The 14225-nt window shown below is 51.8% G+C and carries 11 protein-coding genes; all 11 read right to left on the bottom strand.

Annotation, left to right across the window (positions count from 1 at the left end; genetic code table 11):
• Window positions 1-1349 (bottom strand): V-type ATPase 116kDa subunit family protein (locus PKI34_05575; protein HNS17272.1); only part of this gene is annotated, 1349 nt, incomplete at its 3' end.
• Between the two features lie 8 nt (window positions 1350-1357).
• Entirely contained in the window at window positions 1358-1960 is a 603-nt protein-coding gene (locus PKI34_05570; GenBank protein HNS17271.1) for a V-type ATP synthase subunit D, read from the bottom strand.
• Window positions 1961-2017: 57 nt separating this feature from the next.
• Window positions 2018-3331 (bottom strand): V-type ATP synthase subunit B, encoded by a 1314-nt coding sequence (locus PKI34_05565; protein ID HNS17270.1) that lies wholly within the window; start codon window positions 3329-3331, stop codon window positions 2018-2020.
• On the bottom strand, window positions 3331-5097 hold the full coding sequence (locus PKI34_05560; GenBank protein HNS17269.1) for a V-type ATP synthase subunit A: 1767 nt from the start codon (window positions 5095-5097) through the stop codon (window positions 3331-3333). The genes PKI34_05565 and PKI34_05560 overlap by 1 nt, the downstream gene beginning before the upstream one ends.
• Window positions 5084-5920: a DUF2764 family protein gene (locus PKI34_05555; protein ID HNS17268.1), complete on the bottom strand. Its 837-nt coding sequence runs from the start codon at window positions 5918-5920 to the stop codon at window positions 5084-5086. Before PKI34_05555 ends, PKI34_05560 begins: the two co-directional genes overlap by 14 nt.
• Window positions 5917-6537 carry a DivIVA domain-containing protein gene (locus PKI34_05550; GenBank protein HNS17267.1) on the bottom strand — a complete coding sequence of 207 codons (621 nt, stop codon included), beginning with the start codon at window positions 6535-6537 and terminating at the stop codon, window positions 5917-5919. Before PKI34_05550 ends, PKI34_05555 begins: the two co-directional genes overlap by 4 nt.
• A gap of 44 nt (window positions 6538-6581) precedes the next feature.
• Window positions 6582-7325 (bottom strand): dipeptidase PepE, encoded by a 744-nt coding sequence (gene pepE, locus PKI34_05545; protein HNS17266.1) that lies wholly within the window; start codon window positions 7323-7325, stop codon window positions 6582-6584.
• 15 nt (window positions 7326-7340) lie between these two features.
• Window positions 7341-10091: a DNA gyrase/topoisomerase IV subunit A gene (locus PKI34_05540; GenBank protein HNS17265.1), complete on the bottom strand. Its 2751-nt coding sequence runs from the start codon at window positions 10089-10091 to the stop codon at window positions 7341-7343.
• A gap of 38 nt (window positions 10092-10129) precedes the next feature.
• On the bottom strand, window positions 10130-12175 hold the full coding sequence (locus PKI34_05535) for a BatA domain-containing protein (GenBank protein HNS17264.1): 2046 nt from the start codon (window positions 12173-12175) through the stop codon (window positions 10130-10132).
• A 54-nt stretch (window positions 12176-12229) separates the two neighbouring features.
• The gene (locus PKI34_05530; GenBank protein HNS17263.1) at window positions 12230-12685 is read right to left on the bottom strand and encodes a ferritin family protein; all 456 of its coding nucleotides are present in this window, start codon (window positions 12683-12685) and stop codon (window positions 12230-12232) included.
• Window positions 12686-12792: 107 nt separating this feature from the next.
• Window positions 12793-14130: an NADP-specific glutamate dehydrogenase gene (gene gdhA / locus PKI34_05525; protein ID HNS17262.1), complete on the bottom strand. Its 1338-nt coding sequence runs from the start codon at window positions 14128-14130 to the stop codon at window positions 12793-12795.
• Window positions 14131-14225: the final 95 nt, after the last annotated feature.

Genomic DNA, 14225 nt, shown 5'->3' with positions numbered 1-14225 from the left:
AAAAGGAACGTATCGGCCAGGCCCAGGAGCAGCAGGATCCAGCCTATGGACGAAAGGCTGTACAGCGGACCGTTCTGCCGAAACTGGTTTACTGCCCGGATGGCGATCCCGGCAATGATCTGGATGGCACCGAGGATCAGCGCAAGATTGAACGCTTTGTCATTGTTGAGCATGATCTTGCGGAAATTCCCGAGCTGCTCCACTTCAAGCAACTGGATACCGAAAAAAGTTCCCGTCAGTATGCCAAAGATCACCGTTCCCAGGCCCAGCCACTGGGCAAGTGTCAGGATGGATCGATACTTTGCGGTCTTTTGCCCCATCGTCATTTTCATTATGGTTGCTCCCAGGATGAACAGCAGTCCGTACCCTGCATCGCCAAGGCAGAAACCGAAAAACATCATGAAAAACGGGGCAAAATAAGCTGTCAGGTCAAGCTCATGATAGTCGGGAAGTGAAAACAGACTGCCGATGGGCTCGAATAGCTTTGCAAATGCATTATTTCTGAGCAGAACGGGCGGTTTCTCCTTTTTATCGGGCTTGCCTGAAAAATAGACATAACTCTTGACATCAAAGATCGAAGTGAGTGTTTTTTCGCGGTCGGCCGGGATCCAACCTTCGATGATCATCAATTTCTCATCGGCCTCCCTGAGGGTCTGCAGCCTGGCTTTGGTATGATCGGCTTCGTTCTGAAGCTGATAGAGCGATGAAGTCAGGGCAGGAATGTCGCGACCGGCGATCTCATCCAGCTGGTGGCCGATCTGCCGGATCCTGTCGCTGACCTGCTTTTGTTCCTGCATCACCCCATCCACGGGCCCATCGGGCAGTTTCAACTCTTCGGCATCAATCCCCGGTATTTCGCCATCTTTCTGAAAGACAGCAAAATAACGTTTCCCCTGTGATGAACTGATCACCGCAAGGGGGTACTTTTCCGGCCAGAGCGGATCGAATTTCTTATCGGTGCAGGCAAACAACCTGATCCCGACTCCCGCTTCCTTCAGACGGCGGATCAGGTCGGGCTGGAAGATACCCCAGGGTGCCGCCTGCAGATACGCTTTTCGGAGTATGGTCAGCTGATGACGAAGCCGGTCCGTCTCCGAATCAAGCGCATTGACCGTTTCAAAGACCCTCAGGCCGTCGGTCGCTCCCGGTTCGGAGGAAGGGATGGCCGTTTTCCGCGCAGCGAGTGCCTTAAGCGTGTTCCTGACCTGTTTGATCAGCAGCAGGCGATCCGCAAGTGCAGGATCCGTCACGGCCCTGCGCTCGAGGATATCCAGAACACCCAGTTGCTGGATCTCCTCCAGGAAATCAGGATAGTCCTCGTGGTACACCAGAAAAGAATATTTTTTCATCGGTACGATCATACGGCCTCCCCTGTATTCTGTTGCCTGTTTTTCAGGATCTTTTGAGCTGATTTCGACAGGTTTTCCTCATCCTCCATAAATCGTTTGATTTTTCTTATGGCATCCTGATAACCCGGTATTTGTACTTTTTCGTACAGGTTGACCTTCTGCGTGGTCTTCCTCCTGGCAAAATCGAGCAGGTGCATTTTGCGCAGGTACACTTCACGTTCAATGCCAATGGATGCAAGTTCTTTCAGGATGTGGATCCCATCCAGGATCCACGACGGCTGATTGAAGAGACTGAACTTACCGATTTCAAAATCAATATTTTCCAGTACTGGAGTCTTCACTCCGGCAATCTTTTTCACGGTCAGCTGTACATCCCTGATGGAAACCAGGGATGGATCAAACTCGCCCCACAGCTCCACTGCTTTTTCGTATTCAGTCGTTTTGGCGAGAAGGTCCTTTTCAAGCTGCTGAGCCGCATCCCTTGCTTTCTTCACTTCCACGCGCAGGGCGGTCTCCTTGTTCTTAATGGTTGGCAGAGCCCGTTCACGCACAGCCAGCTGCTTGTTCAGCTCCTGCAACGCCGTTTTGTTAAATTGAAATTTGATCGCCATAGCTACCGTACCAGGACCCCTTTGGGGTAATGGAATTTTAATTTTTGCTTTTTGCTTTTAGAAGTATTGGTCCACAAATTCCTTCCTGATCCCGAGTTCTTCCTTCCGGAAATGTTTTCGGAAGAGCTCCCAGGCGGTGTCGAGCATTTCACCGATGTCGATGTTCACATCGATGGCCAGCAGTTTATTGGAATATTCTTTTGCGAAGTGCATGGTACGCTGGTCGTATTCGGTCAGGTCGAAGCCGTTTTCGAGTTTGGTTCGGGCATTGGCTGCGTCGGCGTACAGGCGGATGGCTGTGTTCATCACCTGAGGATGGTCGGCGCGGGTCTGGGTGCCGATCACCAGCTGCTTCAGTCGTGAGAGGCTTCTGAAGGGATCCACGATCACCTTTCCGATGTCCGTGTCCCTTCGCAAAAAGAGCTGGCCTTCGGTGATGTAGCCTGTATTGTCGGGGATCGCGTGGGTGATGTCGCCGCCTGAAAGTGTGGTGACGGCGATGATGGTGATGGATCCTCCGGCGGGGAACTGCACTGCCTTTTCATAGATTTTGGCCAGGTCGCTGTACAGGGAGCCGGGCATGCTGTCTTTCGACGGGATCTGGTCCATCCGGTTCGACACGATGCTGAGCGCATCCGCATAAAGCGTCATATCGGTCAGCAGCACCAGCACCTTCTCGTTCCTGTCGGAGGCAAAGAATTCAGCGGCTGCCAGCGCCATGTCGGGAACGAGCAGGCGTTCCACCGGCGGGTCTTCGGTGGTATTGACAAAGCTGATGATGCGGTCGAGGGCGCCGGCATTGTCAAAAACCTGTTTATAGAACAGGTAATCGTCGTGTGTCAGCCCCATTCCCCCGAGGATGATCTTATCGGCCTGGGCCCTCAGGGCGACCATGGCCATCACCTGGTTGTAGGGCTGATCGGGGTCGGTAAAGAAGGGGATCTTCTGGCCGGTCACGATGGTATTGTTCAGATCGATACCGGCGATACCTGTGGCAATCAACTTGGAAGGTTGTTCGCGTTTCACGGGGTTCACCGACGGGCCTCCGATGGCGCGTTCTTCGCCGCCGATCTCCGGGCCGCCGTCGATCGGTTGCCCGTAGGCGTTAAAGAACCGGCCGGCAAGTTCATCGCCAACCACCAGCACGGGAGGCTTGCCCAGGAACATCACCTCGGCGTTGGTCGGGATGCCCTCCGTTCCCTTGAAGACCTGCAGGGTGACCTCATCACCGATGATCTTGACCACCTGTGCCAGCCTTCCTCCCACCACGGCCATCTCCTCGTATCCCACATCATCGGCGTGGAGGGTACAGGTGGCCTTGGTCACCTGCGTAATCTTTGTGTAGATCTTCTGAAATGCGATTTTTTCCATCAATTCATTCGTTCGGATATGACAGACTCAAGTTCTTGCTCAAAATTACTGAATGCTTCTGACTTGAATTCAGAATAATTCATCTGCTTCAGCACGTTGATCATCCTTTTGAAGAATGGATTCACCTCCTCAAAATTATCGAACGTGAAATCCCTGTCGCAGATGTGAAGGATTTTTTCCAGGATGTACTTTTGCCGTTCGATGGGCGTGGAGGCATCCACTTTGTCGAACGCATCCTGCTGAAGGATGATGAAGTCGATGACCTCCGATTTCCAGTAGCGGATATGGTATTCCAGCGGAACGCCATCGTCGCCCAGGATATTGATCTGTTCATAGGCTTCTTTTCCGCGGATGAGCAGGTCCTTCAGTTTGATCACCTGGTCGAGCCACCGGTCGGAAATATTTTCATCCAGATAAGCCTTCACTTCGGGATACTCGAGGTATTTTGAATAGCTGTCGATCGGATCGATGGCAGGATACCGCTTGCTGTCGGAACGTTGCTGCGACAGCGCATAAAAGCATCGGGCCACTTTCTTGGTGGATTCCGTGACGGGTTCTTTCAGGTTACCCCCTGCAGGGGAAACGGTTCCGATGAACGTGATGGAGCCTGTTTTCCCGTTGTTCAGGATGACGTGGCCTGCACGTGCGTAGAAGTTGGAGATGATCGCGGGCAGGTCCATGGGAAAAGCATCCGGTCCGGGCAGTTCCTCCATCCGGTTCGACATTTCCCGCAGCGCCTGGGCCCAGCGGGAGGTGGAGTCGGCCAGCAGCAGGATCTTGTGGCCCATCGACCGGTAGTATTCCGCGATGGTCATGGCCGTATACACCGAGGCTTCCCGGGCTGCCACCGGCATGTTGGATGTGTTGGCAATGATCGTGGTTCGTTCTTTCAGCTTGCGTCCCGTTCGGGCATCCACAAGTTCAGGGAATTCCTTGAAAATCTCCACCACCTCGTTGGCCCTTTCCCCGCAGGCAGCCACGATGACCATATCCGCTTCAGCCTGCCTGGAAAGAGCATGCTGCAAAACGGTCTTGCCGCAACCGAACGGTCCGGGGACGAAACCGGTTCCCCCTTCGGTGATCGGGTTCAACGTATCAATGCACCGGACGCCCGTTTCCAGCACCCGGAATGGCCGTAATTTTTCCCTGAACGCTTTGACAGGTACCTTTACCGGCCACTTTTGAACCATGGTCACCGTGACAGGATTGCCCCGCAGATCCTCCAGGGTGGCAATGGTATGGTGGATCCTGTAATCACCTTCTGCAACCACCTCTTTCACCGTATAGGTCTCCTCCAGGCTGAAGGGTACCATGATCCGGTGCGTCATCCAGTTCTCCTTCACTTCACCCAGCCAGTCACCCGCAGTAACACGCTGACCGGGACGGGCCAGCGGTGTGAAATGCCAGTCCGTCTCCTCATCCAGGGCAAAGGTGTACTCTCCCCGTTGCAAAAAGATCTCCTTCATCTTGTCGAGATCATTCTGCAAACCGTCGTAATTCTTCGACAGGATTCCGGGGCCCAGGGTCACCTCGAGCATGTGGCCGGTAAACTCAGCAAAGGCACCCACCTTAAGCCCCCGCGTACTTTCAAAAACCTGCGAATAGGCAATCTTTTCCTTCACTTTGATTACCTCCGCCATCAGCCGGACGGATCCAAGATGAATGTAACATATTTCATTCTGGCGAACCGGTCCGTCCACTTCGATGTGAACAAGATTCGCAATGACGCCTGCAACCCTGCCGGTGGTGGAGTTACCTTCTTTCATTGATCGTGTATTCTGTTGGAAATTCATAACTGTTTTTCAGATCCTCCAGGAATCTGCCAAATAACTGTTCCCCTGTTGCCCTGTCAAGTGTCAGCCACCTTTCGATGATCAGCAGCTTGACGACGTAGCTCAGGATAACCTCTGTGCTGAAATAATGGAACGTGGTGAGCTCATCCAGATGCGTCCACCTCAGCAGATCCAGCCCTTTCTCCCTTTCGAGCAGATCCTTCTGATCAAGGATGCCCAGCAGCCGGTCCATATGATCCACCTCTCCGCTGAGTCCAAAATCCCTCACCTGGCTCTTCTTCAACGATTCAACAAGATCACCCTGCCCGATGAGTTCCTGGTCGGCCGGCAAGCTGTATTTGCGGCAATTGTAGGCAGTCAGGATATTCCGGAGGTTCTTTTCAAATTCGAACCAGTCCCGGATGAATTCGTTGGAGAACGATCCAGCGTGGTCATAATACAGTTCAGCGATCTGGTTTTCCCACGGCCGGTCCTGCCAGACACCGGCCTCCTCCCTGAACCGTTCGATAAAGACCCGGAAATATTCCGGTACCTCCACCGGTTCCCGGATGGCTTCTTCCAGTTCTTCCTGACTGTACCTGCCAAGGGTAAGGAACGGGGCGGTCTTTTTCTCCAGGAGGTTCAGCAGGTTGATATGATCGTATGGAAGAAAAAACAGCTCAACGAGCCGGTAATCTTCTGGATGAAGAAAATCCCTCAGCTCGTTTTTGAACGCGGCCAGTTCAAACGGACGTTTGCTTTGCCCCAAAAGCAGTTCAGGGAGTCCTGCGACCAGATAGTAGTAGTTCCTGCTCATTCCCTGTTATCTTCGAAAAGCATCTGTTGCGTGCGGGGACGCAGGTAAGCCTTAATGAAATTGGCAAAATCCTCATCCGTGAAACTGATCCTGTAATTACCCTCTTTTGGCCCGATCCGGAATCCGGTCGAACTGGTTTCATCGCTGATGATTTCAAGTCCGCCCGAAAGCAATTCACGCTGGCGTGCGGTGAAATAATCATCCACCTCCTTTTTGTACTTTTCGGGAACCATCACCTGCAATCCCTGCGACTTACCGCTGGCCGGCCAGTTCTTCACCAGCTCTGCGATCAGATCCCGGATGAAATCCCTGTCGGCAAACACCTTTTTTACAGGCTGGTCGACCACCTTTGCCGTGATGAGGTTCATGATCTGTTGCCGGAGGGATCCCAGAGCCTGATGGGTGGTCAGTTTGACCTCGGCGGTGACGTTTTTCCTTATTTCATCGGCCTGCTGGCGGGCCTGGTCAAGGATTCGCCCGGCTTCCTTCCGGGCCTCTTCCACCTTCAGGGCAGCATCCTTTTTTGCTTTTTCGACAATCTCCTCCCCTTCCCTCTGCGCTTTCAGGATCCCTTCCTCATATATCCGTTCCGTCAATTCCTTAAGTTTGGTCTCCATGATCAATTTGATTTAATGCATAGTGTAATGATAGGTTAACGGATTCAGGCATAATCCATCAGGATGTTGATGTCGCTTCCCGGTTCGAACTCCTCCGGTTCGCGTCCATAGCGGAACAGCCTCATCGGACGGATCCCCTTCAGAAAGACCTGGTTGCCCTCAACCTGAAGCAGCGTGGCTTCCCGGAGGCCCACGACAAAAATATCCCTGTTGATCAACAGGAACTCCTCGATCCGTTGTTGCCTGGTCTCCCCGCCATGACCTTCCGGATGGGCATCCAGGTAGTGCGGATTGATCTGAAAGGGTACCAGGTGAAGACACTGAAATGTTGCCGGCTCAATGATGGGCATGTCGTTCGTCGTTTTCAGCGAAGGGCACACTACATTGGCGCCTGCACTCCACCCCAGATAGGGTATTCCTTCCTTTACACGGTTGTGGATAAGGGTAATCAAATCAAGCTTATGCATCATATGGACCAGGTGAAAGGTGTTCCCGCCTCCGATGGCGATCGCTTCTGCCTTTTCAATGGCCTCTGCCGGATCAGGCTCCCGGTGAATGCTGTAGATCTCGTATCCCAGCGATGCAAATACCTGGTTCACCTTCTGTTCGTACAGATCATATGAACGCTCAAGGCTGGAAGGATCCAGGCTGATGCCGGCATAAGGCACAAACAGGATCCGCTTAACACCCTTCCCTTCCAAAAACTGCCTGATATAAGGCCTCGGCCACTCCAGGTACAGCTCATCGGCGTTGGTGGAGTTACTGATCAATAAGAGTTGCTTTTTCATAGGTATGGTTTTATCTTAGAAGTCCAGCTCCATCTGGCGGGGTTCTTCCTCCTTCCGCCGTTCTTTCATCTCTTTTAACTCATCTTTTTCCAAATCAGAACGTTGTAATTCATCGGAAATGACCTGGTCCCGGGTTTCGTCAACTGGATCCCGTTCATTTACGCTCTCATCCTGCACGACTTCATCGTTGGGCCGGCTTTCCCGGGCATTTTCTTCGGTTGCAGGCTCCGGAGCAGGTTCCGGTGATTCGGTTTCTAAGAACCGGAACGATTCGCAGGGAAAGGTGGTTATCCGTTTGCCGCGCGCCTTATTGCTTTTAACTGCGATGAACTCCGCCACCTGGATGATCTCCCTTTCGGTCTTTCTCCTCGGGTTGGGCATAAAGCTGATCTCCAGCTGCGGTGCCGGGTCGAAGCTGACCAGCACGAGCCGGGCTTTCGGGTCGTCGCCAATAAAATTAATCTTTTTTACGGAAACTTCAGCCTGGAAACGTTTTAAATAGGGCGCCTGGGTTTCTCCTTCGATGTAAACAACGGAGAGGATCTCTTCCGGTTCGAATTTGCGGATCCTGATCATATCTTCCTCGAAATGGGCGGAGAGGTCAAAACCATTGATCCGGTAAACGCCGGACTGCTGAACGGTAATGATCTTGTCATCGCCGGCGAAGGCCCCCAGGTAGTCTCCCCTTCCGTCGTAGTTCAGCCGCCTGACCGTATCATCGTACCAGACATCGATCGCGCCGAGTGTCGACACGCCCTCTTCTCCCTTGACCACTTTTCTGACGGCCTTATGTGTCAGCATCCGGCCCTGAGTGTTTCTACCCTTGATCGAAACCTGTCCGAAATCAAAGTCCATCGACAGGATCTTCATTTTGGGTTTGGGTTTGAAGTACACCTTGATGATCTCCGCCTCTCCATTGGGATTCGCCGTGAAATAGAGGATCCTGGAGCCCGGCTTGCCCCTGGTGATCAGGTATTCCTTATCCCTGACGATGCCGACCACCGGAAACCGCTTGATATACACCCCTCCCTGTTTGCCATCCTGATAGACGAGATTATAGATGGTGCGGTCGTCATTCTTTTTAAAGATGTCGATATGGATCACATTTTCGCCGACATACGACTTTTCCAGGACTTTAGTCACGATGAACGATCCGTCGGCCCTGAAAACGATCATATCATCAAGGTCCGAGCAGTCGCAGACGTAGTCATCCTTTTTCAATCCCGTACCGGCGAATCCCTGTTCCCTGTTCACGTAGAGTTTCTGGGAGGCAGCAGCCACCATCGCTGCTTCGATGGTGTCGAAGTTCCGAATTTCGGTTTTTCTTGGGTAGGATGCGCCGTACTTTTTCTGGATCTTACGGAAATAGTTCACCGTATAATCCGTAACGTGTTCCAGGTGATTTTCAACTTCATCCAGCTCAGCGGTCCGTTCGTTGATGATCTCATCGGCTTTGAACGCGTTGAATCTGGAGATGCGTTTGATCTTGATTTCCGTCAGCCGGGTGATATCATCAACCGTGATCGGCCTGAAAAATTTCTTTTTGTAAGGATTCAGGTTCGTGTCGATGGTTTCGATCACCGATTCCCAGGTCTGACATTCTTCTATTTTCCGGTAGATCCGTTTCTCGATGAAAATTTTTTCCAGCGATGCAAACAGCAATTCTTCCTGGAGCTCGAACTTTCTGACCTGGAGTTCTTTTTTGAGGACATCCATGGTATGGGTGGTGGAAATCCTGAGGATTTCCTTCACATCCAGGAACCTGGGTTTCCCGTCGAGGATCACGCAGGCGTTGGGTGAAATCGAGATTTCGCAATCGGTGAAGGCGTAGAGTGCGTCCATGGTGGTATCCGGCGACACGCCCGTGGCCAGGTGGACCAGGATCTCGACCTGGCTGGCCGTATTGTCGTCAATCTTGCGGATCTTGATCTTTCCCTTGTCGTTGGCTGCGATGATTGTTTCAATGAGGGAGGAGGTGGTCACCCCGAAGGGCAGCTCGGTGATCACCAGGGTTCGCTTATCCTGTTGTACGATGCGTGCACGTATCCTGACCCTGCCGCCACGCAGTCCCTCGTTGTATTTGCTGAAATCCGCGAGTCCTCCTGTCGGGAAATCGGGAAAAAGTGTAAAATCTTTTTCCTCCAGGATGCTGACCGAGGCATCCAGCAGTTCGTTGAAATTGTGAGGGAGTATCTTGGAAGCAAGTCCTACGGCGATCCCTTCCACCCCCTGGGCAAGCAGCAGGGGGAATTTAACGGGCAGGGTTACGGGTTCCTTATTTCGTCCGTCATACGACGCTCTCCATTCCGTAATTTTCGGGCTAAAGACGACCTCCAGTGCGAATTTGGAAAGGCGTGCCTCGATGTAACGGGGTGCAGCAGCACTGTCGCCGGTCAGAATGTTGCCCCAGTTGCCCTGGGCATCGATCAGCAGCTCTTTCTGGCCCAGCTGAACGAGTGCATCCCCGATGGAAACGTCGCCGTGGGGATGGTACTTCATCGTATGGCCGATGATGTTGGCAACCTTGTTGTACCTTCCGTCATCCAACTCTTTCATTGCGTGCAGGATACGCCGCTGTACGGGTTTAAGCCCATCATATACATCCGGTACCGCGCGCTCCAGGATCACATAGGAGGCATAGTCCAGGAACCAGCTTTCATAAAGTCCCGAAAGATGCCTGATCTTGTGAACCTCCTCTGTCCCGCCTTTTTTGTCCGGTGACGGAGCAGCTTCTTCTTCCTGTACTATATCATCCTGTTCATCCATCCCTGTGCAGACAAAATTAATTAAATTCCGCGTTGGTATTACTTCCAGAACCGTATGATCAGCGCCTCAGCCGCAATGGCTGCCAGTGCAATGACTGCAAACCATTTCCACAGCCGCACGCCCCTGTTGAGCTCCTCCAGGATCAGCGAAAAAGGTTGTTTGGTGTCGCTTATGCTCATAACGTCCTGCATCCCCGCCTTGTTGAACTGAGCCGTAACTTCATCCGGTGTGTAGAATTCCATCAGCGATTCGCGCCGGTCATAATTATAGGAAAGGCCTGTAACCGCCAACTCGTCCGACTCCAGAAGATAACTACCTGATTGCCTTACCTGGTCGTGCGTAAACAGGTACGTTCTTGAATCAACGACCTGGTGCTCGGGAATGAACGAGAAATCCTTCTCCGGGCTGCTGATCCGAAACGTCCGGTCCCCCTGCAGGATGTTACCGCGCAGTTCAATCACCTCATCATATCCAATGGTATAAAAAAGCTTCTGACGCTGATGACTCAGCATGGCCATGTTGAACAGGGTGGGCACGAACACGGCATGCTTCTGAAAATTCGAAAACGCATCCGTCAGGCCGACGGAAGCCAGATAGACCAGACCATTGCTTACCGATTGTACGCTCAGGAACATGCTGCCGTTTTGAAGGTTCATCAGCCATTCCTGGTCACTTCTTGACAGACGCGCGATCGGGTAATGTTTATGTACCACTGGGAGGTCAATATTTTCCGGGATCGTTTCAAATACATCCTGGTAGAGGGGATGGTCTGAATTAATGGCGATCGCTTTTGTATCAGCTGTGTCCAGTGGCAGGTAGGCTGCAGAGCCTGCGGCAGAGAGGAACAGGTTATAGCTTTCGGTATTCGTAGCATCACCCGGGAAGATGACCAGGCTGCCCCCGTTCTCAACGAAGCGCTTAAGTTCCTGGGCCAGCCCGGATGAAATCTCATCCAGTCCATCGAGAATGATCAGGCGGTATTGGCCGAAAGAGGTGTAATCCAGACTGCCGGTAAAACTCTGATCGAAGACAAAGGTCGAATCCCGGCCAAAAACAGCCCTGAGGTAAGCATTCTCTTTACCCTGGTAAACATTCAGCACAGGGATGAACTCACTGACCAGGTAAGAAAAATAAAACTGATCGTCATACCTGACCGGATAATCTTCCAGTGACAATACACCGGAGTGTATACCGGCCTCGTAATGGATGAACGGGATCGCAATCTTGACAGTGTGGTTCGCAGGAATGTCGATGTTGGCAAGTCCTTTCTGCGATCCGTTGACCGAAAGCCTGACCGGCACCTTTTCCAGGTCCGTTTCAGAAAGATTGCATACCCGGGCCCTCAGAACAGCCTGGCTGAGCAGGTTCTGGACCGGGTTTTCAAACCAGCAGGTATCAATATAAACATTGGAAGGTTTATCGGCCTGAAGGGGAACCAGGTAGACCGACAGACTGGAGTCGGGTGATAGCTTCGGCCAGTCAAACAAGTTTTTCTGCAGGTCGGTAAGAAGATAGGCCAGATGATTCTTTTCCCCTGACCTGAATCGTTCATCGGATGCATACCTGAGGATCTCCGACAGGTTGCGGTGCACGGGGGAAAAGGTCACTTCATCGATCAGTTCCGTGAATTCCTCTTTTGACAGCAACCGGTTGTGTTTCCCCTCGAAGTCATTGGTGATCAGCAGGAACTCATCGGAAGTGCGGTAGGCACCTGCCAGCTCCCGTGCCTTATTTTTTGCCAGATCCAGCAGGGTGATGCTGCCGGTTACCGATTCCATGCTGAAGGTATTGTCCAGATAGACCACGACGAGATTTTTCCTGTTCATATCCGCCGCCTGCTTGTTTACCGGAACAAACGGCTGTGCAAACACCATGACCAGCGCAACGATGGTCAGGATCCTGAGGGCCAGAAGGATCAGGTGTTTCAGCTTTGAACGCTTCCGGGTTTCCTGCTTCAGATTGCGGATAGACCTGACATTGGTGAAATAAACCTTCCTGTACCGGTGGAAATTGAAAAGGTGGATGATAATGGGTATTGAAACAGCCAGTAATCCAAAAAGAAAATAAGGGTGGACAAATTGCATTTTGGGTAAAGGTTGATAGGATTACGGACGGGTGTGAACGTTCATGCGAGCGGCTCAGAATTCCTTTAAAACAAATTCATCGTATTCCAGCTCAAACCTGAGCTTATGGCGGCTTTCCTCCTGGGCGAGCGACAGGAACAGACCTGCCAGCTCAGGTGTCGGTGCTTTGTTCGAAAGGTCAAGGTAAAGCCTGAAGGCATTCTTTTCCTTCTTCATGGCCAGCACCAGCGCCTCCGGGTAGGTCATTCCGGGATGTGGCTGCATATCCACCAGGTAGTCAGCCAGTTTCATGTCCATGACCTTCTCTTTTCCAAGGTCAAATTGTCCCGTGGATTTAATGGCAAGAAGCCGTGACTTGTGTCCCATTTCCTCCCGTGCAAACTGGGTGAACACATTGCTCATCTCTTCATTGCGGGCTTCCCGGGCAAGGCTGGCATAGAAGTCAACCGCTTCCTGCTCATTCTGAATGGCAAAATCCAGTATGTCATCAACCGATGTGAATGCTTTCATTCGATCAAACTTAATGTAAATAATACCATGAATACGAGCGGCAAAAATATAAAAAAAAAAGGCTCCCTCATCAGCAGAAGGAGCCTCTTTGAAAGATCTGCCGGGGATCAGACAATTCCCTGGTCCAGCATGGCATTGGCAACTTTCATAAAACCAGCCACATTGGCACCCTTCACATAGTTAACATAACCATTTTTATCTTTTCCGTAGGTCACGCAAGTGGCGTGGATGCTGGTCATGATCCCGTGCAGGCGGTTATCCACCTCTTCTCTCGGCCATCCCAGTTTCATGGCATTCTGCGACATCTCAAGGCCGGAAGTGGCAACACCTCCTGCGTTGACTGCCTTACCCGGGGCATATTGTATCTTTGCTTCCTGGAAGACCTCAATGGCTTCCGGCGTACAGGGCATGTTGGCACCTTCAGCAACACATTGGCAGCCATTGGCAACCAGTTGCTCAGCGTCGGCTTTTTCAAGCTCATTCTGAGTGGCACACGGCATCGCAATGTCGCATTTCACCTCCCACGGGCGCTTGCCCTGGTGGAACTGCGAACCCGGGAACTCAAACGAGTAGGGACGAACAATGTCCTCATTGGAGGCCCTTAGGTTCTGCATATAGGAAATCTTGGGACCTGAAATGCCGTCCGGATCATAGATATATCCATCCGGGCCGGAGATGGTCAGCACCTTGCCTCCCAGCTCGTTGATCTTGGTCACGGCTCCCCACGCCACATTACCGAATCCTGAAACAGCAAAGGTCTTTCCGTTGATCTCTTCACCCTTCAGCTTCAGCATCTCCTTCACAAAGTAAACGGCTCCGAAGCCGGTGGCTTCCGGACGTACCAGGCTTCCGCCCCAGCCCAATCCTTTTCCTGTCAGGACACCCGTATGCTCCAGCATCAATTTCTTGTACATTCCGTAAAGAAAACCGATCTCACGGCCGCCAACGCCAATATCGCCGGCCGGTACATCGATCTCCGGTCCAATGATGCGCCAGAGCTCCAGCATGAACGACTGGCAAAAACGCATGATCTCATTGTTGGACTTGCCTTTCGGATTGAAATCCGATCCGCCTTTGGCACCTCCCATTGGAATCGTGGTCAGGCTGTTCTTGAAAATCTGTTCAAATCCGAGAAACTTCAATATGCTGAGGTTCACACTCGGGTGAAAACGCAATCCTCCCTTGTAGGGACCAATGGCATTATTGAACTGCACTCTGTATCCAAGATTGACATGCACCTTCCCGTGGTCATCCAGCCAGGGTACTTTAAAGGTCAGGATCCTGTCGGGCTCAATGATCCGATCCAGAATCCCTGCCGTTTCAAACTGCGGATTGTTGTCATAAATTTCTTCAATCGATTCCAGCACCTCCCTGACCGCCTGATGATACTCAAGTTCACCGGGATGCTTCTTTTCCAGGTCAAGCATAATTCTTTCTATGTCCATGTCTTTGAATTTATTAGTGAATGAAAAAAACATTGTTAATTAAATAACAATGTTCCGGATTTGACGGCGCAAAATTAAAGTGAATGTTTGATATA

It is taken from the genome of Bacteroidales bacterium (genome assembly GCA_035342335.1).
Lineage (GTDB): Bacteria > Bacteroidota > Bacteroidia > Bacteroidales > JAGONC01 > JAGONC01.
The sequence above is the reverse complement of the archived record's forward strand: the minus strand, read 5'-3'. Positions and strand labels throughout refer to the sequence as shown.

Coding starts and splice junctions, on each gene's coding strand:
- PKI34_05570 (HNS17271.1), bottom strand. CDS start 1,960: ATGGCGATCAAATTTCAATTTAACAAAACGGCGTTGCAGGAGCTGAAC.
- PKI34_05565 (HNS17270.1), bottom strand. CDS start 3,331: ATGGAAAAAATCGCATTTCAGAAGATCTACACAAAGATTACGCAGGTG.
- PKI34_05560 (HNS17269.1), bottom strand. CDS start 5,097: ATGAAAGAAGGTAACTCCACCACCGGCAGGGTTGCAGGCGTCATTGCG.
- PKI34_05555 (HNS17268.1), bottom strand. CDS start 5,920: ATGAGCAGGAACTACTACTATCTGGTCGCAGGACTCCCTGAACTGCTT.
- PKI34_05550 (HNS17267.1), bottom strand. CDS start 6,537: ATGGAGACCAAACTTAAGGAATTGACGGAACGGATATATGAGGAAGGG.
- pepE (HNS17266.1), bottom strand. CDS start 7,325: ATGAAAAAGCAACTCTTATTGATCAGTAACTCCACCAACGCCGATGAG.
- PKI34_05540 (HNS17265.1), bottom strand. CDS start 10,091: ATGGATGAACAGGATGATATAGTACAGGAAGAAGAAGCTGCTCCGTCA.
- PKI34_05535 (HNS17264.1), bottom strand. CDS start 12,175: ATGCAATTTGTCCACCCTTATTTTCTTTTTGGATTACTGGCTGTTTCA.
- PKI34_05530 (HNS17263.1), bottom strand. CDS start 12,685: ATGAAAGCATTCACATCGGTTGATGACATACTGGATTTTGCCATTCAG.
- gdhA (HNS17262.1), bottom strand. CDS start 14,130: ATGGACATAGAAAGAATTATGCTTGACCTGGAAAAGAAGCATCCCGGT.